Consider the following 25,853-nt stretch of genomic DNA (forward strand, 5'->3'; position numbering starts at 1 on the left):
GAACTTATAATGAGGTGAAAATGATGAGTAAAAAAACGATGTTTGAGAAAATTTGGGAAAATCACGTAATTCATCAAGAAGAAGGCAAACCAAGCATTCTGTATATCGATCTGCATCTGGTGCACGAAGTAACTTCTCCACAGGCATTTGAAGGTCTTCGTCTCAGCGGACGTAAAGTTCGTCGCCCTGAACTGACATTTGCAACAATGGACCACAACGTTCCAACGAAAGACCGTTTCAACATTACAGATCCTATCTCCAAACAACAAATTGATACACTTTCGCAAAACTGCCGTGATTTCGGCGTGAAATTGTATGATCTGGACACGATTGATCAAGGCGTTGTACACGTTATGGGACCTGAACTGGGTCTGACTCACCCGGGTAAAACGATTGTATGTGGTGACAGTCATACGTCCACACATGGTGCGTTTGGCGCACTGGCATTCGGAATCGGAACAAGTGAAGTTGAGCACGTTATGGCAACTCAATGTTTGCAACAAGCAAAAGCCAAAACGATGGAAGTTCGTTTTGTCGGCAAACGTAACCCGGGTGTAACCGCAAAAGACATGATCCTCGCAGTTATCGCCAAATACGGTACAGACTTTGCAACAGGTTATGTTATTGAGTACACAGGCGAATCCATCCGTGAGTTGAGCATGGAAGAGCGTATGACGGTCTGCAACATGTCCATCGAAGGTGGAGCAAGAGCAGGATTGATCGCGCCGGATGAAACAACATTTGAATATCTGCGTGGACGTGAATACGTACCAGCCGATGCGAAGTTTGATGAAGCTGTAGAGGGTTGGAAACAACTTGTAACCGATGAAGGTGCCGAATTCGACCATGTGGTTGAAATCGATGTAGAGACATTGATTCCGCAAGTAACTTGGGGAACAAGCCCTGGCATGGGAACCGACATTTCTTCGAAAGTTCCTGTTCCGGCTGAATTGCCTACAGAAAACGAACGCAAAGCGGCTGAAAAAGCGCTTGAATATATGGGACTTGAACCGGGAACACCAATCGCCGAGATTCCAATTGATTATGTATTTATCGGTTCTTGCACCAATGGTCGGATCGAAGATCTGCGTGCAGCAGCACAAGTGGCTAAAGGTCACACGGTATCCAGTCAGGTTACAGCAATTGTTGTACCAGGCTCAGGACGTGTTAAAATTCAGGCTGAACAAGAAGGTTTGGATAAAATCTTTACGGAAGCCGGATTTGAATGGCGTGATGCGGGATGCAGTATGTGTCTGGCGATGAACCCGGATGTATTGAAGCCAGGTCAACGTTGTGCTTCGACGTCCAACCGTAACTTTGAAGGACGCCAAGGACGCGGAGGACGTACGCATCTGGTATCTCCGGCAATGGCAGCAGCAGCAGCGGTTAAGGGTCACTTTGTGGACGTACGGGACTGGAATTTCAAAACAGAAGCAGCGATCTAATCTATAACAGACAGAAGGGAGAACGTTTAATATGGAAGAATTCAAAACATTACAAGGCATCGTTGCACCGGTAGACCGGGTCAATGTAGATACAGACGCAATCATTCCAAAACAGTTCCTGAAACGGATTGAACGTACCGGATTTGGACAATTTTTGTTCTATGAATGGCGTTTTGATGAAGAGGGCAACAATAATGCTTCCTTCGAAATGAACAAACCTCGTTATGAAGGGGCATCCATCCTGATCTCACGTGCCAACTTTGGCTGTGGATCTTCCCGTGAGCATGCGCCATGGGCGATTTTGGACTATGGATTCCGTTGTGTCATCGCTCCATCTTATGCAGACATCTTCTATAATAACTGCTTTAAGAACGGAATTTTGCCAATCAAGCTGTCAGAAGAGCAAGTTGAAGACTTGTTCCAACGTACAGCGACACATGAAGGCTATGAGATGAATGTAAATCTGGAAAACAAAACGATTACTGATGCATACGGACTGCATATCGATTTTGATCTGGATGAGCACCGTCGTCAATTCCTGTTGCAAGGATTGGATGATATCGGTCTGACTCTTCAACATGATGATGAGATCGCTGCTTACGAACAACGCCACGCGGCAAAACTGTTCGGTTAATCGTTAAAGTATTGCATAACAGAAAGCTTCTGCCACGCCAAAGGGACCTTGTTCCCATCGGTGAGACAGAAGCTTTTTGTAATTTCAGAAGCTAAATTAGCTTAATAAGTCAGCTATACATAGAACTCCTGATTTTTCTTGACCGAATACTTCAACAGATACTATAACAGCCGACTAAATAGAGGAACCTAAAAATCGATTACTGTGGTAGCTCCAATGGGTCGTTTTTTGTATTCTGAAAATAGACGTAGATATAACAAGCCAAATGCACGAAATTCACAAGTGACCATACCATAAGCCATAGGATTGGAGTTGATAGGGTAGTCCAGATGCCAAACCAAGGTAGCACACGTCCTCCGCCGATAAACGTAACCAGGTGGGACAGAGATAAGAGAATTAGAACTGGGATCAGTCTTCCGACCGTGATCAGAATCAATTTGCTGATCGTTAGGCGGTGGTAGTTCCGAAGTATGCGAGAATAGCCGTAGATGCCCCATGAAAGCGTAGCGACGATCAGCGCAATCATGATCATTTCCATATTCCGACCGTTTACAAAAGAGGTTTGGGGTTTCTGCCCCCTCATAATATCCGCTATCCCATCAAGAAATGCCGAGTAATTCACATAAGCGTTTATACCAGAATTAAACATTACGGCAATGCCCATTTGCTCGTTCAAATAAACCCGTTCTTCGGACTTGTAAGTCCAGAAAATGCCGCTGTGGGAGATCGTTTGACCGTTAGATGCATCTTGGTCTGCAAGCCAGCCCATGCCGTACGGACTGATATCTCCTGAGGCATGATATTGTTTCATCAGCACAGGGGAAACGAGGCGGCCGTGATATTGGGAAAGCATCCATAGGGACATGTCCTCTGCGGTTGAAACGATGCTGGCGGGGCCCTCAATGAACCAAAGCGGTTCGGATTGACTTATAGCGCGTCCCAAACTCAGGTAATGTCCTAGCGGGATAGTATTATTCTTATAGAATTGCTGCGTCGTGCTGACACTGAAGGTATGATTCATTCCTAGCGGTTCAAAAATATGTTCTTTCAGATAATCCGAAAAGCGCTCTCCGCTAACACTTTCCACGAGGTTCGCCAGCAGCACGTAATTGGGATTATGATAGCTGTAGGCTGTTCCGGGGATATGGGCAAGTTGAACCGTGTTTAATAATTGGTTCGCTTCAGCCAGTGATTGGAATTGCGGAGTCTTTGTCATATCGGGATTAATCTTGTCATTGAGACCACTTGTCTGATTCAGTAAATGACGGACCGTGATATCAAGAACGTGGGGGTCCTGTGGAGAAAGCTCTGGAAAATAGGAAGCGTAAGTAGCATCCAAGTCGATCCGACTCTTGTCCACTAGCTGCAGAACAGCCAATGCAGTAAAGGACTTGCTAAGTGAAGCAATGGGAAAAGGGGTGTTGCCCGTAACCTTCTGGCCATCCGCAAATGTCCCGTAGCCTTTTGCGTAAAAGACCTCATCGTTATTGGCAATCGCCAGTGAAGCAGCCTTAATGTGATTGGCCTTCATGCTCCGATTCATATATTCATCGATCTCCTGCAGAACTTCTGTCCTGTCTCTGGCTTCAGTGGCGGATAAGGGGGGCGCCCACGCGATACATAACAACAAGCAGCTAATTGTTGTGATATACATTCTTTTTTTCAGTTTTAGCATGATAACACTCCTTGAATTTAAGATAAGGAGATGTTATCAGATCATTTTCAACTATTTATCAACTTGGGTCCCAATACTTGCCGTGACGCTTCCACCTCCGTTAGGACCGTTTGCAATCCGAAGACTACCTTCATGTTTTTCGCAAAACACCTTGCAAACGTAAAGGCCCAGTCCGCGATGTTCGCTTGCATCCCAAACTTCGCCTCGGTAAAAAGGGAGTATGGCCTTGCTCAGGGCTTCCTCAGAGAAACCAGGACCGTCCTCTGAGACGGTAATCTTCATAATGCCTCCCTGAACGTCATAATGGACGTTCACTTGACTGGCTGCGTATCTCGCCCCATTAGCCACTAGATTCTCGAAAATCTGCATGACGAGATAGGGATCTACATGTACTGAGGCATTATCATATTCCACGGATGAGATGAAACGAATACCGAACTGTTTCGCGATTTGTTCAGCGCTGCTATCCAGCAAAGCCGTCAATGAGATCGTATCCATCGATTGGATGTTCAACGGCAAATCCTCCAGCCTCTGAATGGAGTTCATGGCCTCTGCATAACTCTCCAGACGCAAGATGTGAAGGTTCATAGTATGGATCAGGTCCAGCACCTTTTCTTCCGACAACTTCTTCTCAGGAAGATAGGTGGCAAGAAGCTCGGCGTTTCCTTTTAACACGGACAGGGGTGTTCTCAGATCATGGGCAAAAATAGCATTGATCTGCTTGCGCTCTTCAACCGAACGCCAAAGTGTCTTAAGGTTTTTTTCCAATTGTGAGCGCATGTTTTCAAATAGCGTGATCAGCTCGCCCATCTCATCCTGGCTGTCATAGGAAATGCGGAAGTCTAGATCGTTGGCCGAAATGTTCTCGGATGCTCGTTTTAATAGCTCCAGCGGACGTTTTAGCTTCCATCTGTAAAATAGAACGGCCATGGTGACAATACCAGTCGCTACGGTGAGCAGAACCGCCGTGACGAGGGAGGGCATCACCCAATTCGTATCTCCGAAACGCAGCCGCAGGTTCTCCGCCCAAGCAAACTCAATGGTTATAATGCCCAGCACAGCAATGAGTGTGACCACACACAACAGCATAAAAGAGTGCAGTAAGGACAATCGCTTTAAAAACAGGAGCCTAGTCATGAACTTGGCCATTTGTACCCTACTCCCCAAACGGTCTCGATTTGATTATCACAGCCGTATTCCTTTAATTTGTAGCGAATTCGCCGGATATGCTCTGCGATCACGTTACTGTCACCTTGCTCGTCCATGCCCCAAATCTTTTCGTATATGCGTTCCTTTCCAAACACCATATCAGGATGCGTGGACAGCAATTCGACAATATCAAACTCTTTTTTGGGCAGTGAAATTCGCTTATCCAGGTAGTAGAGCTCCCTGGCCGTATAATCAATGACCAATTCATTGTTAAACCTTACCGAAGATTTAGTTTGGATTCGTTGTTCCCTGCGTATATGTGCTTCGACCCTGGCGCCCAACTCGCGAATGCTGAAAGGTTTCAGGATATAGTCATCGCCTCCGGCACGAAATCCCGCTATTTTATCAGCATCTTCGATTCGGGCCGTTAAGAATAAGATGGGGCAAGAGACGAAGTCGCGAATTTTTTCACATAATTGAAGGCCGTTCTGTTCAGGCATGTTGATATCTAACAAAACGAGATCGGGTTGTTTTTCCACTTTCCGCAGCGCTTCCCGGCTGTCCTTGGCCGTCATGACGGAATAACCGTTAATTTCAAAATAATCAGTCAGTAGCTTTCGAAGATCTGCTTCATCGTCCACGATCAGTATTTTAGGCATCAAGGCTTAGTCTCCTGTATTCAAGTATTTGAACTCAGCATAGCAAAAATGGATGAGAAATGTAATTTCCATATGATTTCGGGTACTGGACGAATGGAGAAAGTCACCTTTTTGCCACTCAGTTTCCGACTAAATATGACAACGTTGTAACCGGATGATCAGACAATATCTGATAAACTGATTAGTAGATTATGGAAGGTTAAATATTGTCATTGATGTTACGCTGCAGAGAATCAGGTCGGACGTTCAAAAGACAAAAGAATGGTGGATGAGGTATGAAAAAATGGTCGGCAGCAGTCGTTTTTCTTCTGTTCCTATGTTTATTCCCAGTCATGGCCCATGCAGACACCACTCCCTCGATTGTACTCGACGGTGTAACCATTAACCAGCAGACGGGTGCACCTGCAGAGAATATCGGGAAAACGGTCATGGTTCCAATTCGAATTGTATCCGAGAACCTGGGTTATAAGGTGAAGTGGGAAAAGGAAACTCAGTCAGTCCAGGTTCAAAAAGGAAACAGCATGATTCAAATGACAGCTGGCAAAGATGCAGCTACGGTGAATGGAAACGTGGTGAACTTGGATTCGCCCCCACTGATCAAACAGGGAACTACGCTTGTTCCGTTACGCTTTGTTGGGGAAGGCATGGGTCTGCGTGTTGGCTGGGACAATGGAACCAAGACAGTAAGCCTATTTAGTATTCCTCCCGTAGTTGAAACGGAAGGTGACAGTGACCCCGTCGAGGCACCTGTCCCGGATGGTTTGACAGAACTTCAAGGCATCAGCTTCAGCGGAGATCGCTTGATTGTAGCAACAAACGGTAATATTAGCCCCAAAGTATCCAGTATTGGTGGGCCAGACCGAATTATTGTTGATCTGCCTTCAGCGAAATTCTCTCAGGAATTCATTCAGGGACAAGCCTCTAACCCGGATGGCAGTGGACAGATTCTCGTTACGGGTTCATCAATAGTTTCCAAAGTCCGGTATGCCATGTTCAGTAAATCGCCTTCTACCGTGCGTGTCGTTCTGGATCTGAATCAGACGGCTACAGCCAAATGGTCTGTTGGAGATAACAATGTCTTGCTCGTTGACCTGACAGCCACGAGTGGAGAACCGACAAGCCAACCGGCAGTACCTACCAATGACGGTAAAACGATTGTGGTCATTGATCCGGGACATGGTGGTCGTCAATCGGGTGCAGTGAGTTTGTCAGGAGCTTATGAGAAGGATTTCAATCTGGCTGTAGGGCTTAAGGTACAGGCAATCCTTCAACAATACCCAAATATTCAAACGGTCATTACACGCCAGGATGATACAGAACTTTCGCTCAAACAGCGTGTGGATATTGCTGAATTGAATCAGGCAGATGTTTTTGTGTCCATTCATGGAAACAAATTCACTACACCGGTACCAAACGGCATTGAAACGCTCTACAGTCGTAAAGAAAGCAAAACATTGGCTGACACTCTTCACAAATATGTGTTGCCGGTAACAGGACTCAAGGATCGTGGGGTTAAAACGGCTAGTCTGCATGTGACGCGTGAAACAACCATGCCTGCTGTGTTACTTGAACTTGGTTTTCTAAGTAACCTTACAGATGAAGCAGTCATGCTCACGGAAGAATACCAGGACAAATGTGCACAGGCGATTGTGGACGGAATTGTTGAATTTTTGGGACTGTAAATTGAATTGTGCGCAAATATGAAGGTTAGGGTAGTACGTTGTTTGGAGATGTATATTTGATAAATAAGGAAAAAAGAAGACATTAAAATGTAAAAAAAGCTTGATCTGACAACGTTTTTTTTCTGTTATGTTGGAATATATTCGCAACTTTTGAGAGCGAGGGGCGTCTAATAGGTGTCTGGTAATGCCCAAACGGTCAGTCGGAGTTGGAAAATGACAACATGCGGCAAAAAAATATGAGAATGGTAGGGGTGAAGGATGAAGAAGTTCGGTTTTTTGGTACTGTTATTTGTCTTTGGGCTCGTATTCCCGGGCTATAGTCACGCAGCAACAGACACGAAAATTATCCTAGACGGAAAAGAAATCGTACAGCCATCGGATACAAAAGCGGAAATTATCAACAGCAAGGTGATGGTTCCGATCCGGGTTGTGTCCGAAAATCTTGGATATAGCGTGGAGTGGAAGCAGCAAACGCAAACGGTGACTATTAGCAAAGACAACACTGCCATGCAGATGATTGTTGGACAGAAGACGGCAACGGTGAACGGCAGTAACGTAAACCTAGATGCCCCGCCACTCGTTAAAAACGGTACTACACTTGTGCCTCTCCGATTTATTGGTGAGGAAATGGGTCTTAAGGTGGGTTGGAACAACACCACGAAGACGGTAACATTAGTTACCCAGAATTCAGGTTCCGGAAACGGGACAACCACACCTCCGAACTCTGGCAATGAAGGCGGAGGATCGGATCAAGAAGGTCTTGTACTGGTGAACGGCATCAGCTTCAGCGACAACCGCTTCATGATTGCAACAAGCGGAAGTACGAAGCCGAATGTCTTCACGATGACAGGACCAGATCGAATCGTTATAGACTTGCCGAATACCGCATTTGCTGATTCGTTCAGTGAAGGACAGGCTTTAGACAGCAACCAGAATGGACAACTCGTCGTTAGCGGCTATCCGGATGTGTCGAAGATTCGTTACTCGTTATACAGCAACAGTCCATCTACAATTCGTTTTGTAATCGATCTGTCCAGTTCAAAAGGGTACAGTGTGCAAAATGATTCCGGACTGGTTATGATTAACCTCGACAATCAAAGTGGTACACCTGCTCCTCCGGTTGGTAATAATGGCAAAAAAGTTGTCGTTATTGATGCAGGTCACGGAGATCAGGATCCTGGGGCAATCGGTGTAACTGGTAAACGTGAAAAAGACTTCAATCTGGCAATGGCTCTGAAAGTGGAAGCATTGTTGAAAAAAGAATCCAAAATTGACGTTGTGTTAACGCGCAGCGATGATACATTTTTGGCATTGAAAGAACGTGTGAAGATTGCACAAGACATAAAAGCGGATATTTTCATCTCCATTCATGCTAACAGTGGCCCTGCTGCTGCGAACGGTGTAGAGACATTCTATACACGCTCCAACAGCAAAGCACTTGCTACAGTGATGCACAAGTATCTTTTACAGTCTTCCGGACTGAAAGATCGTGGAGTGAAAACGGCAAGTCTCCATGTGACCCGTGAAACGACAATGCCAGCAGTTCTGCTGGAAGGTGGATTCCTTAGCAATAAGAGCGACGAAGCAGCCCTGTTCACTGAGAGTTTCCAGAGCAGTGTTGCCAAAGGGATTGTTGCAGGAATCAAGGAGTATCTGGGAATTAAATAAGGGACAAGCCCTTATGTTGAGGAGGCGGAGTTAGAATGAACAAGAAAATATGGATTGCAGCCTTGCTGGTAACGGTTATGGCAGTTGCTGCTGGATGCGGAAGCAAGCCAACAGCTGCTCCGAATCAGACGCAAGGCGCAGGAACTGAAAACAATGTGACCGAGGTTGAGGGCGAAACAATTACCGAACCGGTGACTGCTGAGCCTGAAGAGAATACAACGCCTACAGAATCGACGGAAGGCAGTTCGGAGGAAGCGACTACAACTACTCCGCCAAGCGATACGTCTACGGAGAAGCCGGCAACCTCCGAAAGTAATGAAAAGAAAACGATCACTGTTTTCTATACGGATGAAGAAGAACTGGAGTTGCACAAAGCTTCGGCAGAGATTTCATACGCATCGGATGATGCAAAATATAAAGCTGCCTTTGAATCACTGCAACAGAGCAAAGACGCTAAACTTGTTCCGCTGTGGTCTAAAGAAATTGAATTGAAGTCTGTTCAGTTCAAGGATGGAGCTCTTACGCTGGATATTCATATGCCAGATACGGCACGTCTTGGAGCAGGTGGAGAATCTTATGCGCTGGATGCTCTAAAACAAACGTTCTTCCAGTTTGATGAAGTAAAATCACTTGATTTACTGGTGGATGGTCAGCAGACGGAGAGTCTGATGGGCCATGTGGATCTTGAACATCCAATGACAAGATCCGAATAGGCGGTTCAGCATACTGTTGTACCGTGAATCCACGGAATATGGGTCGTTTTACATGAGAGAGGGGAATCATAGGTGACTTTTAAATATAACCATACATCACACTCTAAAAAAGTAGTATCAGCCGTGCTTGCAGGCATGATGGCCCTTAGCGCCGGCGGAGCTGCCATGGCAGCAGAATCAACAGAAACGGGGCAGGGTCAGACTGCTGCAATAACAAATACGGCTGCACCAACTGGTTTGTTCAGTGACATCAAGGTCGGATACTGGGCTGAAAAACATGTGTACAAACTGGCATATCAAGGTATTCTTCTCGGTAACAACGGCCTGTTCCGTCCAGGAGACGCGGTAACACAGCAAGAAGCTGTAACGATGGCAATCCGTTTTATGAATCAAGAGGGCCAGTTGAATACCGACACGGCTGCGGCATTACCGACAAACATGGAAGTGGGAAATTATTTCAAGCCATATGTCGCGCTGGCACTTCAACTGGGACTGATTGACAAAACGGAAGAATCAACGGTGGATGTATCCAAGACCTCTTGGGGTCAAAAACCGGCTTCACGGGAATGGATTACGAAATTGTTAATCCGTTCATTGGACAAGGATGCTGAAGCGAAGGCACAAAACAATCAATCTACCGGATTTGCTGATAATGCAAGTATTTCCGAAAGTGGTAAAGGTTATGTCAATCTGGCTGTTAGCCTGGATCTGGCCAAAGGTGTGGAAGGCAACAAATTCAATCCAACTGGTTCCGTAACCCGTGCTCAACTGGCTACCTTCTTCAGTCGTGGTGAATCGTTAACGGATACAACGTACCCGAACACATCCACGGGTTATGTGACAGGATTGAAAGATGGGCAGATCACGCTGGTTGTGGACGGCAAAGCCGTTAACTTCGCAGTGAACAGCAGTACGCCTTACTTTACGAAAGACAGTGAGACTCGTGCTTCCGCCACAGATGTGAAGTTGTATACGAAAGTTATGGTTGTAGGTTCGGCAGGTGGGGCTTCCTATGTGGAAGTTGTTGATGCTACACCGCAGGTGGAAAGTGTTGAAGGTACATTTGCACGTTCATTGTCTGGTAATAAAATTGGTATCTTTGTGGGCGAGAATTACGAAACGTACAGTTATGATGAGGCAACTGCATTCATCGATCAGAATGGTAATGCAATCAAACTGTCCGATATTACGGCAGATAGCATCATTGAAGTACAGCGTGAGACGTTCACGGCTGACAAAAAAACAGTCGCTATTCGTGTGAAATCGGGCATTGTTAACAAGAGTGACAATGGTGTAATTGCTGAAGTATCCACTTCTGGAAAAACGATCAAACTTGTCAATGCAGCGGGTGCTACAGAGCAGTTTGCATACAATGACAATCTGCTTATCACATATCAAAACCGTATCATGTCAGTGGCTGATCTCAAAGCCGGCAGTGCCGTAAAATACACTGTAAAGGACAGTGTTCTGCAAACTATCACATTGTCTCAAGGTGTGGAGCAATCTGTGCGCGGAACATTGGTTGAGATCGGTGGCAACCAGTCCACGTTAACGTTCAAACGTGAAGGGGGTTCCCTTGAGGCGAAACTGCTGACTGAAAAGCCGGAAGTTATTATTAATGGTATTCAGGATGCGACGCTAAATGATCTCATCACGGATGCAACGAACGGGGATCAGGTGGAGTTGTCATTGAACTCTGACGATCAGGTAACACGTATTCAGGTGATTGGACGTCAAATGGAACCTATGAACGGAGTAACGGTTGTATCTTACAACAGCAAAACAAAGGTACTTACCGTGTTGGACAACAACAAAAAACCGTTTGTATTTACATTGGATGAGAAAACCAAACTGGATTACAATACGACCAAACCTACACTGGCTGGTCTGGAGTCATTCTTAAATGATGGCCGCAAATTGGATCTGACCTATGTGGGAACACGTGCGTTGTCCGTTAAAGTGATTTACAAGTATGAAGGTACGATCAGCAACATTGACACAACGGGCAGAAAAATCAGTGTGTTGTCTGGTAATCAGACGATTACAGTGCCTTATACTACAGCACCTACGGTTGAGATCTATAACAAATCGGGCGCAAGTCTGGGAGATTTGAAGATTGGTGACAAAGTGACCGTAACGCTTGGAGCAAATCAGGATGTTGTGCAGAAGGTTGCACTGAACACTGTGGCTCAATTCGAAGTGGTTGCCTTGGAAGCAAATAGTCGTATTCGAGTAAAATCCGATCTGTTGACAAGTCAGTTCTACGTGGATCAAGCGACACTGACAGGAGAGAGTGGTCAGACGATCACGCCTTCACAACTGACAGCAGGCAACCTGATTAATGTAACGTTTGAAGGTGCTACGCCAAAAGCGGTTCAAGTTGTGAAGCGAACGCTGGCTGAAGTTACAGCGGTGGATGCTTCATCTGTAACGCTCAAACAGTTTAACGGCCAGACTGAAACCGTGCCTGTTAGCGGTTCTGTTAAAGTCGTAAAATCTGGCTCCACATTAACTTCATTGTCTAGTCTTACGGTCGGAGATCGTGTGGAAATGACAAAAGATACGGATAATTCCACACGCTTCAGAGTACTAACTGTCATGAGCAAACAATTCTGGTCTTATGATGGCGTTGGTAACCAGATTTTGGTTAAACGGGAAACGACAGCAGACACAAACTATCGTTTTGCACTCGGATCAAGTGTATTTGTTCACCACGGTGACAATACTTTAAGCGTGCAATCTCTCAGAGATAATGATAATATTGTATTGTATCTCCTGAACAATGTTATTCTGGAGATTCAAAAACAGTAATCGTTTCTTTTCGAGGATCAAAAGAATGACCGTCTTGATACGGGATCTTTCCCGCATCAAGACGTTTTTTTTGCAAGCTTTTTGAGGTCCCCGCAAAGTACTCGGATGAAGCTTCGAAGTTAGGCTCCGCAGCGTGGAGTCATTTTGTGGGAGGTAGCTCTTCATGAATGCAGCGACGGTTAGACATATACTCGAAACTATGGAAGCAATGTTTCCTGATGCACATTGCGAATTAAATCACAGCAATGCATTTGAATTGACGGTAGCTGTCCTTTTGTCTGCCCAGTGCACCGATGAAACGGTGAACAAGGTAACCGCAGATTTGTTCCAGAAATACAGAAGCCCAGCAGATTATCTGGCGGTTCCTCTCGAAGAGTTGGAACAGGATATTCGGCGAATCGGTTTGTACCGGAACAAGGCCAAGCATATTCAGAACATGTGCCGAATCTTAATAGAGCAGTATGGCGGTGATGTACCGCAGGAACATGATCAGCTTGTGACGCTACCAGGTGTCGGGCGGAAAACCGCGAATGTAGTTGTTTCCAATGCGTTTGGAGTACCGGCAATTGCGGTAGATACTCATGTTGAACGTGTATCCAAGCGGCTGGCGCTTGCGGGTTGGGATGACTCCGTACTTGAAGTCGAAAAGAAACTAATGAAGCGCGTACCCCGGGACGAGTGGACTTTAACTCACCACCGGTTTATATTTTTTGGACGCTACCATTGCAAGGCACAGAACCCGGCTTGTCATATCTGTCCATTGCTGGACATATGCAGGGAAGGGAAAAAACGTATGAAAACGTCCCAAATCAGGAAAGATAAGGAACGTGTCACCACCCGAAAACGAAAAATAAATTAATGAGCAGAAAAGGATGAATAATCATGAAATGCATTTCCGTGTACACTGACAATTTTGAGGCCTTCTCCGATATCTTTGAACAAATCGTTGAACAGGAAATGGCTGAAAATGAAGAAAAAGAAGTAGAAGGCATCACAGTAAGCCACTCGGGCGACGTGCCTGAACATTATCTGGAGCGTATGTCCGTTAAACCCGAAGTTGTTGTTATGAGAGACAAAGGCAGAGACATTACAATTCTGCAACATGGACAAGTATTTGAAATCTTGCTGCCTTCCATGGAGAACGCAGTTTCATAAGAAGTGATTACACTATTGTTTCTGTTGTATTAATGTCATGAGGATCGTTGTGGTTACGGTGATCGCATCGCATTCATGCAACAGACACTTGGCGTAAGCATTTGCTAAATACCGAGTATAAAACGTATTACAGATAAAACCGACTTGTTGGTATTATCCCCTTTAAGTAGACACTTAAAAAAACCTTCATGTTATCATGGAGGTTCAAGTGATACTTGGAGGGGATATTTTTATGGCGAAAAAAGGGCAAACATTTCAGACGTATACGGAAGAATTCAAATTGAATGCAGTTAGATCCTATGTCGAAGGTTCTTCAAGTTACAAAGTAGTCGCTGAACGCGAAGGAATTCGCAACTGTTCACAACTGAAGGTGTGGGTGAAAAAGTGGAAAAACGGGGAAGCGTTCGATGAACGAAAAAACAGTGTGCCCAATCCATTGAAGGGACGTCCCCGTACAGCCTTTGGTAGCGTGGAGGAAGAACGAGACTATCTTCAAGCACAGGTGGATTATTTAAAAAAGCGGTATCCAAATCTAGTAAAGGAGAAGCGCTGAGCCAACGGGAGAACTACGATATCATCGATGAATTGCGCTGCTCGCATGGCATTACACGCCTACTATCGATTACAGGAATACCCCGATCCAGTTACTATAAATGGCGAGCAACCCAGCCGCAGCGAGACGCAAGACAAGAACGTGACCGTGAGATCAAAGAACACATGATGGCTATTCATTTTGCAAACCGAGAGTTTGGTTATCCTCGCATGACAACGGCGTTGTGGGAGGCTGGTCTGAACGTTAATCACAAGAAAGTATGGCGAATCATGCGGGAACTATCGATCCAATCGGTAATTCGTAAGAAGCGGAAGAAGTCCAGCTATACGCCATCTGTGATCTATCCGAATCGCCTGAAGCGCCAATTTCACGCTACAGCACCCCAGCAAAAAATGGTAACGGATATTACCTATATTTCGGATGGGAGCGCATTCGTTTACCTGTCTGTCATTCAAGACTTGTTCAACAACGAGATTGTAGCTTGGCAGTTATCTAAACGGAACGATGTTCAGCTCGTATTGGATACGGTGGAACAATGGACACAAAAAAGAGACGTTTCGGAAGCCGTGCTCCATTCGGATCAGGGCTTCCAGTACACGTCTCAGGCGTACAACTCACGATTAGAAGCATTTGGCGTCAAAGGCAGCCACTCTCGCAAAGCAACCTGCCTGGATAACGCATGCATCGAATCTTTCTTTTCGCATCTCAAGACAGAGAAGCTGTACCTTAACCAGTGTAATTCAGAAGCAGAGATTCGACAAGCCGTGGAAGATTACATGTACAATTACAACTACCGACGCTTTCAAGCCAAACTCAAACAGCGCGCACCGATTGAATATCGATGCGCACTGGCAGCATAGCTTTTTTCATCTGTCTACTTGACAGGGGTATGACCACTTGTTCGGTTTTATTTTTTTTAGATTAAAGATTTATACGATCATTTATGTATATTCAATTCCAACCGTTCAAATTCAAACTTGATAATGTTAAAATAAATGTTGTAAAAGAGATAGACGTCGAAACGGATGTCAAATTAGAGGAGCCAGGGGGAAGGCCAGTCATGTCCAGAACAGATTACCCAAAAGAAATGGCCAAACCTCTGCTTCCGCTGCGTGAAGCGATGGAGCAGACAGGGGACCATACGGCTGTACAGGCTATAACGGATTTAATCAGCAAGGCGGAAATGAAACATCTGACGATTGCGTTCTGTGGTCATTTCTCTGCAGGCAAATCGAGTCTCATCAACAGTTTATGCGGTAAGCGGGTGCTGCCTTCAAGTCCCGTGCCAACTAGTGCAAATGTGGTATCCATACGTAATGGTAAGCCAAGAGCGCTTATTTATACTACTCCAAACGTAAGCGCTGACAATGGAGCAGGAACACTTGAAGTTTCTCCAGAGGAATTGGAGGCGTATTGCAAAAATGGTGGAGCTTATAGCTCAATTGAGGTATGGGATGATATTCCTCTGCTGAAAGATGATGCTGTCCTGCTGGATACACCAGGTGTGGATTCAACAGATCGCGGACATAGTCTCGCAACCCATTCAGCGCTCCATCTGGCGGATGTGGTGTTCTATGTCATGGACTATAATCATGTTCAGTCCGAGACAAACCTTTCATTTGCCAAGAGTCTGTCGGATTGGGGCAAACCGTTGTTTTTGATCGTGAACCAGATCGACAAGCATCGGGAGCGTGAGCTCTCTTTTGACCAATATACCGAAGGTGTCGAAGCTATATTTGCGGCCTGGGAAGTCAGATATGACGGACTGCTGTTTACTTCCCTCCGCGACAAGCAGCATCGCTACAACCAGTGGGATGTGCTTCCGGAACTCATTGGACACATGATGCAAGAGAAGGAAGCGTTAATTACGCACAGTTTGGCAAGTTCGGCCAGTCATGTAACGGAGCAACACCTGACGAGAGAAGCGGAGAAACGTGAAGACGAAGAGAATTCCCTGCTGGGTGAGATTGGTGGCAAGGAAGGAATTGAACGCTTGGAACGAGAGTTGGAGCTTCTTGATCAACAAGCAACAGACATTCGTACCGGGCCTTCGCGAGTGCGTGAGAAATTCCGGGCGGAGCTTGAACCTCTTCTGGCGAATGCAAATCTTACTCCTGCGGATATTCGTGCGTCTGCTGCCGCCTATTTGGAGAGCCGCAAACCAGGTTTCAGGGTAGGTTTATTGTTCTCAGGTGGAAAAACCGAGCAGGAGAAACAACGTCGTGCTTCTGAGCTGGTCAGACTGTTACAGGATCAGGCTTCCGGACAAGTTGAGGTACATATTCGTACGATGCTTAGACAGCTGGGTGAATCCCATCAGCTATGGGGAGCGGAGTGGGAGCAGGCGCTTAATACGGAGCTGCCTGCTGTAGATGAAGCACTATTGGAGATGAAACGCAGTGCCAGTGCAGAGGTATCTCCAGAATATGTGATTCAGTTCAGTAAAGATGTGCGGGGCGAGATTGAGGCCCGCTATCGCAGGTCGGCCATGATGCTGGCCGACCGCATGCTGGAGGCGCTGGCAGCGCGAGGAGAAGCCGCGCTTCAGGCGCTGGACGCCAGCCGCGCAGCGCTGCTGGCGCAATCCGCGGCGGCGGCGCGCTACACGGCGCTCCAGCGCAGCGCCGCCGCAGAGGCAGCAGGGCTGCGTAGCCTGCTGCCCCATGCGGGCCCTCTCCCCTCCGGGCTATTGCCGGAGGTGAAGGGCCCGCACGTGCCCGCGGTGCCAGAACCGGGCGAAGTTCCCGGTTCGCATGCGGGCACGTCAACGTCTGTGGCTGCGCAGCCACAGACGCCAGAGGCACCGCCGCAGCAACGCGCAGTCGCAGCGGCGGTGCCTGGGCCATCGGCGGCGGCTGGCGCTGAACGCCGCCGACGCCTGGACGCAGCAGCGGCACGGCTTGAAGCCGCTGCTGCGCTGGTGGAGCCGTACCCCGCCATGGGGTCGGCGGTACGGGATCTGCGTGCACGCGCGGCTTCGCTTGCGGGCGGCACGTTCACTTTGGCGCTGTTCGGAGCATTCAGCGCCGGCAAATCCTCCTTCGCCAACGCGTTGCTGGGCGAAGCTGTACTACCCGTCTCGCCGCATCCAACAACAGCGGCGATTAACCGAATCATGGCTCCTGCCGGGGGCGCGGAGCATGGAACAGCCCGGGTCCGGATGAAAACCCGGGACGCCTTCCAGGAAGACCTCGGCTATTCCTTCCGATTGCTCGGACTGGGTGAGCCTGGAGCGGAGTGGCAGAAGCGAGTACGTTCCCTCTCACCACAGGATGTACACCCCGCTGGGCGCCCGCACTATAGCTTTTTACAGGCGGCAGCATCCGGCTGGGAAGAAACAGCGGGTCAGTTAGGTCAGGATGTGCTGGTGGATCTGGACGGTTATCGTAACTTTGTCGCAAACGAGAAAAAGTCCTGTTTTGTAGACAGTATCGATCTCTATTACAGTTGCGATGTGACTGAACAAGGCATTGTATTGGTTGACACACCAGGAGCGGACTCCGTGAATGCTCGTCATACGGGTGTAACCTTCAATTATATGAAGAATGCGGATGCACTCATTTTTGTAACGTATTACAACCATGCGTTCTCACAAGGAGATCGCCAGTTCCTGAATCAGTTGGGGCGTGTTAAGGATAGTTCTGCCATGGATCAGATGTTCTTTGTTGTGAATGCCAGTGACTTGTCTTCCTCTGAGGAAGAACTGGAGCAGGTTCTCGATCATGTGAGCACCCAACTGCGCAGTAATGGAATTCGGGCACCACGACTCTTCCCGGTATCCAGCATACTGGCGATGGAAGGCAAGATGGCAGGTGATTCGAAGTTGCTTGAGCAATCCGGTTTTATCCGTTTTGAGGAAGAGTTCAACCAATTTGCAGGCAGAGAATTAGCCGATCTTGCTGTAGGTGGAGCTTCCGAAGAGATGGCACGTGTCATTCAGCGGCTGAAGAAGCGTGCGGAAGATGCGGCTCAGGGGGAGGAAGTATTGCAGCAACGGCGGGATGAACTGGAGACGATCCAGGGACAGTCACGCCAGCGCATACAGCAACTTGCAGCAAGATCCATGAAGGAAGAATTGTCACAGGAAACAGCAGAATTGCTCTTCCATGTGCGGCAGCGACTTGCCTATCGCCTTGGTCTATTCATGGCAGAAGCATTCCATCCTTCCGTACTTCGGGAGGATCGGGGCAATCTGAAGATGGCTTTTGCAGCCTGTGGACGAGAACTGTTACGCATGATTGCCATTGAACTGGAGCAGGAACTACTTGCTACCACCCTTAGACTTGAACAGGCAGGTCAGACCTGGCTGATGAAGCAAGTTACGGATTGTATAGATGAGGTGAGACAGTTATCAGGGGGCGTGGATGTGTCACTGCCACTGAACGAACGCTGGAGTACACCTGTGCTCGAAGAAGTTCGTCTGGAAGAACCGTCTGGATGGAAAAGCTATTTGAATTATTTCCGCAATCCGAAACAGTTCTTCGAAGGAGATGGACGTCAGCGATTACAAGAGGCACTTGATCCTGTCCTCAAACAGATGATCATTGAAGTTCTTCCCGCTGCGCAAGACAAACTGATTCAGTTTTATGACAACCAGATTTGTCAATCATTGCAACACCAATCCCGTCAGTTGGAAGAACGTCTGGACGAGGCGGTGAGTGGAATTCAAGATACACTGGAGAGCGGAATTCCGGCGGAGCAATGGACCAGCTTGTCTAACCAACTGGAACAGATTGAACGCAGTTAAAATCACGGCATAACGCGTATTCTCTGGAAGTCTTTGTAAAACAAAATGAATGATACAGCAACACATTGAAAATGTTGCGAAAATCAACCCAAAAAGGCCCCTGCCGAAAAGGCATATGGGGAGCCTTTTTTTGGTACGAACAACCTGAAATAAAGAGAATATTCAAACATTTGATTGAAAGGTGGGTATTTACCTTCGTTAATGCGTCAATAAGCTGAAAGCAGGCAGAATATGGTCTGTTATTCGCTTTGCCGCGAATGGGGTACGGTGATAAACTTCATAAATGTTCATAGTATTTTTGAACGACATAAGAGGAGGAGAAACATGGATGTTCTTAGGCAACTGCAAATCTTTTTTTGGGAAAAGCGAACGTATTTATTTGTATCAATCTTGTTCCTCGCCTTAGCGACCGCACTTGGGTTAGTGTATCCGTACATGCTGAGGATACTGATTGATGACATCATTGTTCCGCGAACTTTTGAAGACGTTCCCATAATTGCCTTGACTGTGTTAGGTGTAGTTATTTTGAAAGCGGGAATGCAGTTTTTACACGGCTTTTATGGAGGACGCTTGGGTAACTTCCTGGCGTACAGACTTCGTAATGCATGTTATGAAAAGCTTCAATTTTTATCCTTCCGTTATTATGATACGGCCAAGACAGGTGATCTGATGTCCCGCCTCACGGGAGATTTGGAAGCCATCCGTAACTTTATCGGATTTGGTTTCGCCCAGATTCTTAACATGGTTTTCATGGTCGTATTCGGCGCAATCATGATGATGACCATGAGTTGGCAGCTTACGCTGTTCACGCTCATATGCATCCCATTACTCGCCTTCGTTGCGCTGAGATTCGAATCCAAAATTCACCCTGCGTTTCAGGAGATGCGGCTGGCGCTCAGTTCACTGACAACAGCGGTACAGGAGAATATCACTGGCGTACGTACGGTAAAATCCTTTGCACGTGAGCCATATGAAGTGGAGAAATTCTCCATACGTAATGAGCGTTACAAAACAAATCAGATTCATGCCGCAACATTGTGGAGTCGCTATTTTCCGATCATGGAGATTCTTGCTTCGGTGAGTATCGTGCTGTTGCTGGTGATCGGTGGAAGAATGGTTATACAGAAGACGCTGACACTCGGTGAACTCGTTGCCTTTTTCAGTTTGATCTGGTACATAATCGGTCCAATGTGGAACCTTGGGTTCCATATCAACAACTATACGCAATCCAAAGCTTCAGGTGAACGGGTGCTCGAGCTGCTGAATACGCCAGTGGATGTGGAAGAAACGCAAGATCCAGTCATTGTTGAGGCAGACCAAGTGAACGGCCATGTGACATTTGAATCCGTTACCTTTGCCTACGGCAACAAAATGCCAGCGGTAACCGATATTAATTTTGACGCTGCACCCGGTTCTGTAATCGGTTTCCTCGGGGGAACAGGGTCAGGTAAATCGACCATCATTCAGCTTCTGATGCGTGCATATAACGTCAACTCGGGAACGATCAAGCTGGATGGCAAAAACATCAAAGACATAGGTATTCGCAGTTTGCGGAGTCAGATCGCTTCTGTTTTCCAGGAAACATTCCTGTTCTCATCCAGCATTCGCAATAATATTTCCTACGGGCTTAAGAACGTCACCATGGATGAGATCATCCGTGCAGCGAAGCTGGCCAAGGCTCATGACTTCATTATGGAGTTCCCGGACGGATATGACACGGTGGTTGGTGAGCGCGGCATGGGATTATCGGGTGGACAGAAACAGCGGATTGCGATTGCAAGGGCTTTGCTGAAAAATCCGAAAATTCTGGTACTTGATGATGCAACCAGCGCCGTGGACATGGAGACAGAACACGAGATTCAGTCCGGTTTCCAGGAAGTTATGCGCGGCAGAACGACATTTATTATTGCACACCGGATATCTTCACTACGACATGCAGATGAGATTCTGGTGCTCGATGAAGGCCGCGTGGTACAACGTGGCAAACATACCGAACTCATTGAAGTGCCTGGACCATATCAGGATGTTTATAAAATTCAATATGCAGATTATATTGCCCGCGGTAAGCGGGAGGCTGGGGAGCAGGTGAATTCATGAGTGCCGAAACGATAGCAGACAGGCGCGAGGCAAAAGTGGCCTCTGAGAAGAAACTGAATGAACGATTTGTGTATCAGGATGATGAAATTATTGAAAAACCGTTTAACTGGAAAGAATTTGGACGTTTATTTGCATACATGAAACCTTATGCAAAACAACTGTTACCACTCGTTATTCTAATGATGATCTTGGGTACCATTACAAAATTGTCCGTACCTTTTCTGATCAGTCTGGCGATTGACCGTGCCATCGCACCGGCAACGGGGTTGCCAAGTATGACTATGCTATATCTTATCGCAGGCTCCATATTTGTGTTGTATCTCATCCAGTGGGCTGCCAATACGTACCGGATCAAATTGACAAACATTATCGGACAGCGTGTTATTTATGACCTTCGCTCGGATCTGTTCAAGCATATCCAGAAGCTGTCCTTTAACTTTTTTGACAAAAGACCGGCAGGTTCCGTACTGGTACGTGTTACGAATGATATTAACTCCCTTCAGGATCTATTCACGAACGGTGCAGTTAACGTCATGATCGACTGCGTACAGTTGCTCGGGATCATTGTGATCTTGCTGTTGATTAACTGGAAACTGGGTCTTGCCGTGATCATTACGGTGCCAATCATGTTTATCATCTCGACCAAACTGCGGGTGCTGATTCGTCGGGCTTGGCAGGATGTGCGCATGAAGAACTCTCGTATTAACTCCCACTTGAATGAATCCATTCAAGGGATTCGAGTGACTCAGGCTTACACACAGGAAAAAGAGAACATGAAGTATTTTGACAACATGAATCTGTCCAGCAAAAAGTCATGGGATAGAGCATCAGCGATGAACCAGGGCTTTGGACCGCTGATTGAGATTACCGGTGGATTCGGTACATTAATTCTTTTCTGGTTTGGTGCTTACCTGATTCAACATGACCAGTTAACCGTGGGATTACTTGTTGCTTTTGCCAACTATGTCGGCAACTTCTGGGACCCAATCAACCGTCTGGGACAGATGTACAATCAGTTGCTGGTTGCAATGGCATCATCGGAGCGTATCTTCGAATTCATGGATGAAAAACCAAGTATTGCGGATAAACCAGGTGCCAAGCCACTTCCTTCTATTAAAGGAGATATCGCATTCGAAAATGTGGTGTTCGAATACGAGAAGGGCAGACAGGCGCTGAAAGGAATCAGCTTCTCGGCGGCTGCGGGCCAATCGATTGCACTTGTTGGTCATACGGGCTCAGGTAAAAGTACGATCATCAATCTGATCAGTCGTTTCTATGATATATCCGGCGGACGTCTCACCATTGACGGACAGGATGTGCGGGATGTAACGGTAGAGAGTTTACGCAGCCAGATCAGCATTGTATTACAGGATACCTTCATCTTCTCGGGTACGATTCGTGACAATATTCGATTTGGACGACTGGATGCAACGAATGAAGAGGTGGAGGACGCAGCCAAAGCAGTCAATGCACATGAGTTCATCATGAAGCTGCCTGGCGGATATGATACTGAAGTAGAGGAACGCGGGAACGTATTATCCATGGGACAGCGACAACTGTTATCCTTTGCCCGTGCGCTGCTTGCTGATCCACGCATACTGATTTTGGATGAAGCTACAGCCAGTATCGATACGGAGACAGAGCTTAAAATCCAGGAAGCATTGAAGGTGCTGTTGCAGGGAAGAACGTCCTTTATGGTCGCTCACCGTCTCTCAACCATCCGGAATGCAGATAACATTATCGTCCTGGATCATGGTGAAATTAAAGAAGAGGGTAACCATGAGCAGCTGATCCAAAAACAAGGCGTCTATAATGGATTAATAGAAGCTCAATACAGATTTTTGTGATGAAACCTTCGGACGCCTGTGAAGCGTCTGAACACATATGAACCTATAACACTCTGGTGTTTTTTAGCCTGATCCTTCAATAATAAGTGCTTCTTATTCATTGAAGACAGGTTAGAAGATAGCCGGAGTGTTTTTTTTATTCTTTAGTGTGGTATGTTATATTTTTGAAGAATGAAATTAATACAATCGTTCATGGCTGGAGGGAGATCAATGCAGATGGACAACAACGAAATAAATTCAAAGCATTTGGATCACCTGGATCATATGAATTTTAGGCTCCTTCACGTGAATTATACGAGTGATCCTGCGACGGAGTGGCTTCTGAGGAAACACTTCATTGAAACATACATGTTATTATTTGTAGCCAGTGGGCAAGGGTGGTTAAAGATAGATGGCAGTTTCATTGAATTAAAGGCGGGCGGACTGTATGTAGGCTTCCCGGGGCAACTGGTTGAGGCAAATGTGCATTCGTTGGATGAACGAGGTGTGTATCACATGAGCTTTGATGTCATGTACGCACTGGAGCAGGAGGGTGGAACAGCCCTTGAAATGATGAAGCAACTTTTACGTAATGAAGTGAATGGCGAGGTCAGCTCATCTTCACCCGTTGCTGTTGGCGTGATCTGTCAGATGATTTACCACCACACGTTGAAGAAGGATGGTTTGCAAAGGTACTATGGTCAGATTCGTTTTCAGGAACTATTGTATACCATGTTTTACGACGTGGCCTGTGCCGAAAAGACGGATCTGGCTTCACCAATTGAACATGTTAAAGGTTATATGGAGCAGAATTATTCGAAGAGATTAACCATTGAGGAATTAGCAAATGTGGCACGAATGAGCCCTCGACACTTCATGCGTTTATTCAAGAAAAGGTATGGTTACAGTCCAGTGGACTATCTGACTCTATACCGAATTAAACAAGCCCAGATCTTAATGAGAAATGATCACAGTTATCAACTCAAGGATGTGGCATCGTACGTGGGTTATCAGGATGAGACGTATTTCCGGCGTAAATTCAAGCAAATCTCTGGCATTCCACCAGCAGCGTTTATACGTAATAGCAAACAAAAAATTGCTGCAATTCATTCTGTGAGCATTGGTATACTGCTTGCATTGCAGATCATTCCCTGTGCAGCGCCAGCAAGTCATCCATGGACATACTATTACCGACGTAAATATGAAACGGACAAAGTTATGCCACTCGCAGAGAGTGAGACCACCTGGCTGGAACAGCTTCGATTAGTTAAACCTGATTATATTATTACGATTGGGACAGAGTCTGAGTCTCTGCAAAGTCAGCTTCAATCCATTGCTCCTGTGTGTGACCTCCCGTGGGGAAAAGGCGATTGGAGAGAACATTTGAGATATGTTGCAAGCTTTTTGGATAGGTCGGATATCGCAGAGGTGTGGCTTCAAAGATATGAAGAGAAGGCAAAGATCATTAAGAATCAGCTTACAGATTTCATACGAAATGACAGGCTGGTTGTACTCAAAGTTCATGGTGAAGCGTTGCAGATGTTAGGCCCAAGGAGCATTGCTTCCGTTTTTTACGTTGATATGCAAATGGAGGGTCCCGAAGGAGTTGAGACTTATTGGGAACGGGGCACAGTGACCATTAAGGAGTTATCTGTTCTCAACGTGGAAAGAATATTATTGATTGTGGGTGAAGATGAGATATCCAGGCAGACATGGTCTGCTGTGCGTAAGTCTGAAGAATGGCTTGCATTGTTAGCGGTAGAGAATGGCAGAATGGATATCCTGTTGTCGAGCGTCCTGCTGGACTACACTGCGTTTACCCATGAGCTTATGTTGGATGAAATATTAAAGTTATGGCAAGATCGTCCATAGCAAAAAGTCTGAATAGTCAATATCATACCTGAACATATTTTAATATACTTACTCCTATATCAAATGATAATGATAATTATTATTAATTAGACATTGTCATAACTAAATGCCATATAGGGGGTACATAAAGAATGAGATTCAGATGGTTAACGGTACTATGCACCATGATGTTGGTGCTCATTATTTCGGCTTGTGGTACAGCGGGGCAAGATGAGGCCACGAGCGAAGGTCAGAAGACTGGTTCTGACAATACATCCACAACAGAAACAAGTCAGGTAAAAAAAGTGACTACAAAGATGGGAGAAATTGAAATTCCGGTTGAACCACAAAGAGTAGTGGGTCTGTCCCTTGTATATCCTGAGTTTTTGTATGCACTTGGCATCGTACCTGTTGCTGTGCAGAACTATCACGAGGATCATCCTTCTTATTTGGAAGAGCCATTCGCGAATACCATGAAAATGGGCATCGCACGAACGCCGAATTTTGAAGCGGTTATGGAGACAATGCCTGATTTGATTATAGCTCCTGACTGGTGGTCCGAAAAGGATTATGATCAGCTTTCTCTGATTGCACCGACTGTACTTCTTCCACAACGTGATGATTGGCGGGACGAATTGCGTGATATTGCCAAAATTCTGGACAAAGAAGAACAGGCAGAAAAGGTTATTGAAGATTTGGTAGCGAAGGAAAAAGTTGCAGCCGACAAATTAAACGAGATGATCGGAGAAGAAACAGTTCTCTATATTCGAGTCATGGAAAAAGAAATCGTCCTTCACGGGGAGAACCTTGACCGTGGAAACTTCGTGCACAAGCGTCTGGGTATGAATCCGCTCCCGAATTTCCCGAAAGACCAAGTTGCCATGTCCGTATCCATGGAAGTGTTGCCTGAATACGATGCAGATCACTTGATCGTTCAACTGGATGACGATAAGAATCCTGAAATTAAGAAGAAATTTGAAGAGATGTTGGCAACTTCACTATGGAAAAATCTGAAAGCAGTCAAAAATGATCATGTGTACATGGTTGGTGGTAAAGAATGGCTCAATCTGGGGATGTCTCCACTGGCTGATCAGTATGTTATTGATGACATTGTAGCTGTTTTTGAAGAGAAAAATAAATAAGGCAAACGGTTCATGTTACACATATCTCTAAATTCACTACTAAATA

Annotated in this window: 18 protein-coding genes; 15 read left to right on the forward strand and 3 right to left on the reverse strand. The window is 46.2% G+C overall.

Features of this window, described 5'->3' with window-relative positions; genetic code table 11:
* Nucleotides 1-23: 23 nt before the first annotated feature.
* Together leuC and leuD are read left to right on the forward strand one after the other, a co-directional pair.
* Entirely contained in the window at nucleotides 24-1,445 is a 1,422-nt protein-coding gene (gene leuC / locus ACDJ59_RS07055) for a 3-isopropylmalate dehydratase large subunit (RefSeq protein ID WP_036607575.1), read from the forward strand.
* Between the two features lie 31 nt (nucleotides 1,446-1,476).
* Nucleotides 1,477-2,079, forward strand: coding sequence for a 3-isopropylmalate dehydratase small subunit (gene leuD, locus ACDJ59_RS07060; protein ID WP_036607574.1), 603 nt, complete (start codon nucleotides 1,477-1,479; stop codon nucleotides 2,077-2,079).
* 199 nt (nucleotides 2,080-2,278) lie between these two features.
* Here the strand turns inward: leuD and ACDJ59_RS07065 are convergent, their stop codons facing one another.
* The 3 genes from ACDJ59_RS07065 to ACDJ59_RS07075 form a co-directional block, all read right to left on the reverse strand.
* Nucleotides 2,279-3,622 carry a serine hydrolase domain-containing protein gene (locus ACDJ59_RS07065; protein ID WP_413408065.1) on the reverse strand — a complete coding sequence of 448 codons (1,344 nt, stop codon included), beginning with the start codon at nucleotides 3,620-3,622 and terminating at the stop codon, nucleotides 2,279-2,281.
* A 183-nt stretch (nucleotides 3,623-3,805) separates the two neighbouring features.
* Nucleotides 3,806-4,903, reverse strand: coding sequence for an ATP-binding protein (locus ACDJ59_RS07070; protein ID WP_413408066.1), 1,098 nt, complete (start codon nucleotides 4,901-4,903; stop codon nucleotides 3,806-3,808).
* Nucleotides 4,888-5,562 (reverse strand): response regulator transcription factor, encoded by a 675-nt coding sequence (locus ACDJ59_RS07075; protein WP_036607568.1) that lies wholly within the window; start codon nucleotides 5,560-5,562, stop codon nucleotides 4,888-4,890. Before ACDJ59_RS07075 ends, ACDJ59_RS07070 begins: the two co-directional genes overlap by 16 nt.
* Before the next feature lie 275 nt (nucleotides 5,563-5,837).
* Here ACDJ59_RS07075 and ACDJ59_RS07080 point away from each other — a divergent pair, with 275 nt between their 5' ends.
* From ACDJ59_RS07080 to ACDJ59_RS07140, 13 genes are all read left to right on the forward strand, one after another.
* Nucleotides 5,838-7,244, forward strand: coding sequence for an N-acetylmuramoyl-L-alanine amidase (locus ACDJ59_RS07080; protein WP_413408067.1), 1,407 nt, complete (start codon nucleotides 5,838-5,840; stop codon nucleotides 7,242-7,244).
* Between the two features lie 258 nt (nucleotides 7,245-7,502).
* A complete protein-coding gene (locus ACDJ59_RS07085) occupies nucleotides 7,503-8,912 on the forward strand; it encodes an N-acetylmuramoyl-L-alanine amidase (RefSeq protein WP_413408068.1) in 1,410 nt (469 codons plus the stop codon).
* A gap of 35 nt (nucleotides 8,913-8,947) precedes the next feature.
* Complete coding sequence (locus tag ACDJ59_RS07090; protein ID WP_413408069.1) at nucleotides 8,948-9,625, forward strand: GerMN domain-containing protein; 678 nt, start codon at nucleotides 8,948-8,950, stop codon at nucleotides 9,623-9,625.
* 72 nt (nucleotides 9,626-9,697) lie between these two features.
* On the forward strand, nucleotides 9,698-12,436 hold the full coding sequence (locus tag ACDJ59_RS07095) for an S-layer homology domain-containing protein (protein WP_413408070.1): 2,739 nt from the start codon (nucleotides 9,698-9,700) through the stop codon (nucleotides 12,434-12,436).
* Nucleotides 12,437-12,599: 163 nt separating this feature from the next.
* Nucleotides 12,600-13,295, forward strand: a complete 696-nt coding sequence (gene nth / locus ACDJ59_RS07100) for an endonuclease III (RefSeq protein WP_036607558.1) — start codon at nucleotides 12,600-12,602, stop codon at nucleotides 13,293-13,295.
* Nucleotides 13,296-13,318: 23 nt separating this feature from the next.
* Nucleotides 13,319-13,591, forward strand: a complete 273-nt coding sequence (locus ACDJ59_RS07105) for a hypothetical protein (RefSeq protein ID WP_017687779.1) — start codon at nucleotides 13,319-13,321, stop codon at nucleotides 13,589-13,591.
* A gap of 232 nt (nucleotides 13,592-13,823) precedes the next feature.
* Entirely contained in the window at nucleotides 13,824-14,144 is a 321-nt protein-coding gene (locus tag ACDJ59_RS07110; protein WP_413405187.1) for a transposase, read from the forward strand.
* A gap of 23 nt (nucleotides 14,145-14,167) precedes the next feature.
* Complete coding sequence (locus tag ACDJ59_RS07115; protein ID WP_413409674.1) at nucleotides 14,168-15,004, forward strand: IS3 family transposase; 837 nt, start codon at nucleotides 14,168-14,170, stop codon at nucleotides 15,002-15,004.
* 200 nt (nucleotides 15,005-15,204) lie between these two features.
* Nucleotides 15,205-18,891 carry a dynamin family protein gene (locus tag ACDJ59_RS07120; RefSeq protein ID WP_413408071.1) on the forward strand — a complete coding sequence of 1,229 codons (3,687 nt, stop codon included), beginning with the start codon at nucleotides 15,205-15,207 and terminating at the stop codon, nucleotides 18,889-18,891.
* 324 nt (nucleotides 18,892-19,215) lie between these two features.
* Entirely contained in the window at nucleotides 19,216-20,988 is a 1,773-nt protein-coding gene (locus ACDJ59_RS07125) for an ABC transporter ATP-binding protein (RefSeq protein WP_413408072.1), read from the forward strand.
* Nucleotides 20,985-22,835 carry an ABC transporter ATP-binding protein gene (locus tag ACDJ59_RS07130; RefSeq protein ID WP_036672925.1) on the forward strand — a complete coding sequence of 617 codons (1,851 nt, stop codon included), beginning with the start codon at nucleotides 20,985-20,987 and terminating at the stop codon, nucleotides 22,833-22,835. Before ACDJ59_RS07125 ends, ACDJ59_RS07130 begins: the two co-directional genes overlap by 4 nt.
* 348 nt (nucleotides 22,836-23,183) lie before the next feature.
* Nucleotides 23,184-24,686, forward strand: a complete 1,503-nt coding sequence (locus tag ACDJ59_RS07135) for a helix-turn-helix domain-containing protein (protein WP_413408073.1) — start codon at nucleotides 23,184-23,186, stop codon at nucleotides 24,684-24,686.
* A gap of 131 nt (nucleotides 24,687-24,817) precedes the next feature.
* A complete protein-coding gene (locus tag ACDJ59_RS07140; RefSeq protein ID WP_413408075.1) occupies nucleotides 24,818-25,807 on the forward strand; it encodes an ABC transporter substrate-binding protein in 990 nt (329 codons plus the stop codon).
* The last annotated feature ends 46 nt before the right edge of the window (nucleotides 25,808-25,853 follow it).

This window comes from Paenibacillus amylolyticus (assembly GCF_047302515.1).
Lineage (GTDB): Bacteria > Bacillota > Bacilli > Paenibacillales > Paenibacillaceae > Paenibacillus > Paenibacillus amylolyticus_G.

Coding starts and splice junctions, on each gene's coding strand:
- leuC (WP_036607575.1), top strand. CDS start 24: ATGAGTAAAAAAACGATGTTTGAGAAAATTTGGGAAAATCACGTAATT.
- leuD (WP_036607574.1), top strand. CDS start 1,477: ATGGAAGAATTCAAAACATTACAAGGCATCGTTGCACCGGTAGACCGG.
- ACDJ59_RS07065 (WP_413408065.1), bottom strand. CDS start 3,622: ATGAATCGGAGCATGAAGGCCAATCACATTAAGGCTGCTTCACTGGCG.
- ACDJ59_RS07070 (WP_413408066.1), bottom strand. CDS start 4,903: ATGGCCAAGTTCATGACTAGGCTCCTGTTTTTAAAGCGATTGTCCTTA.
- ACDJ59_RS07075 (WP_036607568.1), bottom strand. CDS start 5,562: ATGCCTAAAATACTGATCGTGGACGATGAAGCAGATCTTCGAAAGCTA.
- ACDJ59_RS07080 (WP_413408067.1), top strand. CDS start 5,838: ATGAAAAAATGGTCGGCAGCAGTCGTTTTTCTTCTGTTCCTATGTTTA.
- ACDJ59_RS07085 (WP_413408068.1), top strand. CDS start 7,503: ATGAAGAAGTTCGGTTTTTTGGTACTGTTATTTGTCTTTGGGCTCGTA.
- ACDJ59_RS07090 (WP_413408069.1), top strand. CDS start 8,948: ATGAACAAGAAAATATGGATTGCAGCCTTGCTGGTAACGGTTATGGCA.
- nth (WP_036607558.1), top strand. CDS start 12,600: ATGAATGCAGCGACGGTTAGACATATACTCGAAACTATGGAAGCAATG.
- ACDJ59_RS07105 (WP_017687779.1), top strand. CDS start 13,319: ATGAAATGCATTTCCGTGTACACTGACAATTTTGAGGCCTTCTCCGAT.
- ACDJ59_RS07110 (WP_413405187.1), top strand. CDS start 13,824: ATGGCGAAAAAAGGGCAAACATTTCAGACGTATACGGAAGAATTCAAA.
- ACDJ59_RS07120 (WP_413408071.1), top strand. CDS start 15,205: ATGTCCAGAACAGATTACCCAAAAGAAATGGCCAAACCTCTGCTTCCG.
- ACDJ59_RS07125 (WP_413408072.1), top strand. CDS start 19,216: ATGGATGTTCTTAGGCAACTGCAAATCTTTTTTTGGGAAAAGCGAACG.
- ACDJ59_RS07130 (WP_036672925.1), top strand. CDS start 20,985: ATGAGTGCCGAAACGATAGCAGACAGGCGCGAGGCAAAAGTGGCCTCT.
- ACDJ59_RS07135 (WP_413408073.1), top strand. CDS start 23,184: ATGTTATTATTTGTAGCCAGTGGGCAAGGGTGGTTAAAGATAGATGGC.
- ACDJ59_RS07140 (WP_413408075.1), top strand. CDS start 24,818: ATGAGATTCAGATGGTTAACGGTACTATGCACCATGATGTTGGTGCTC.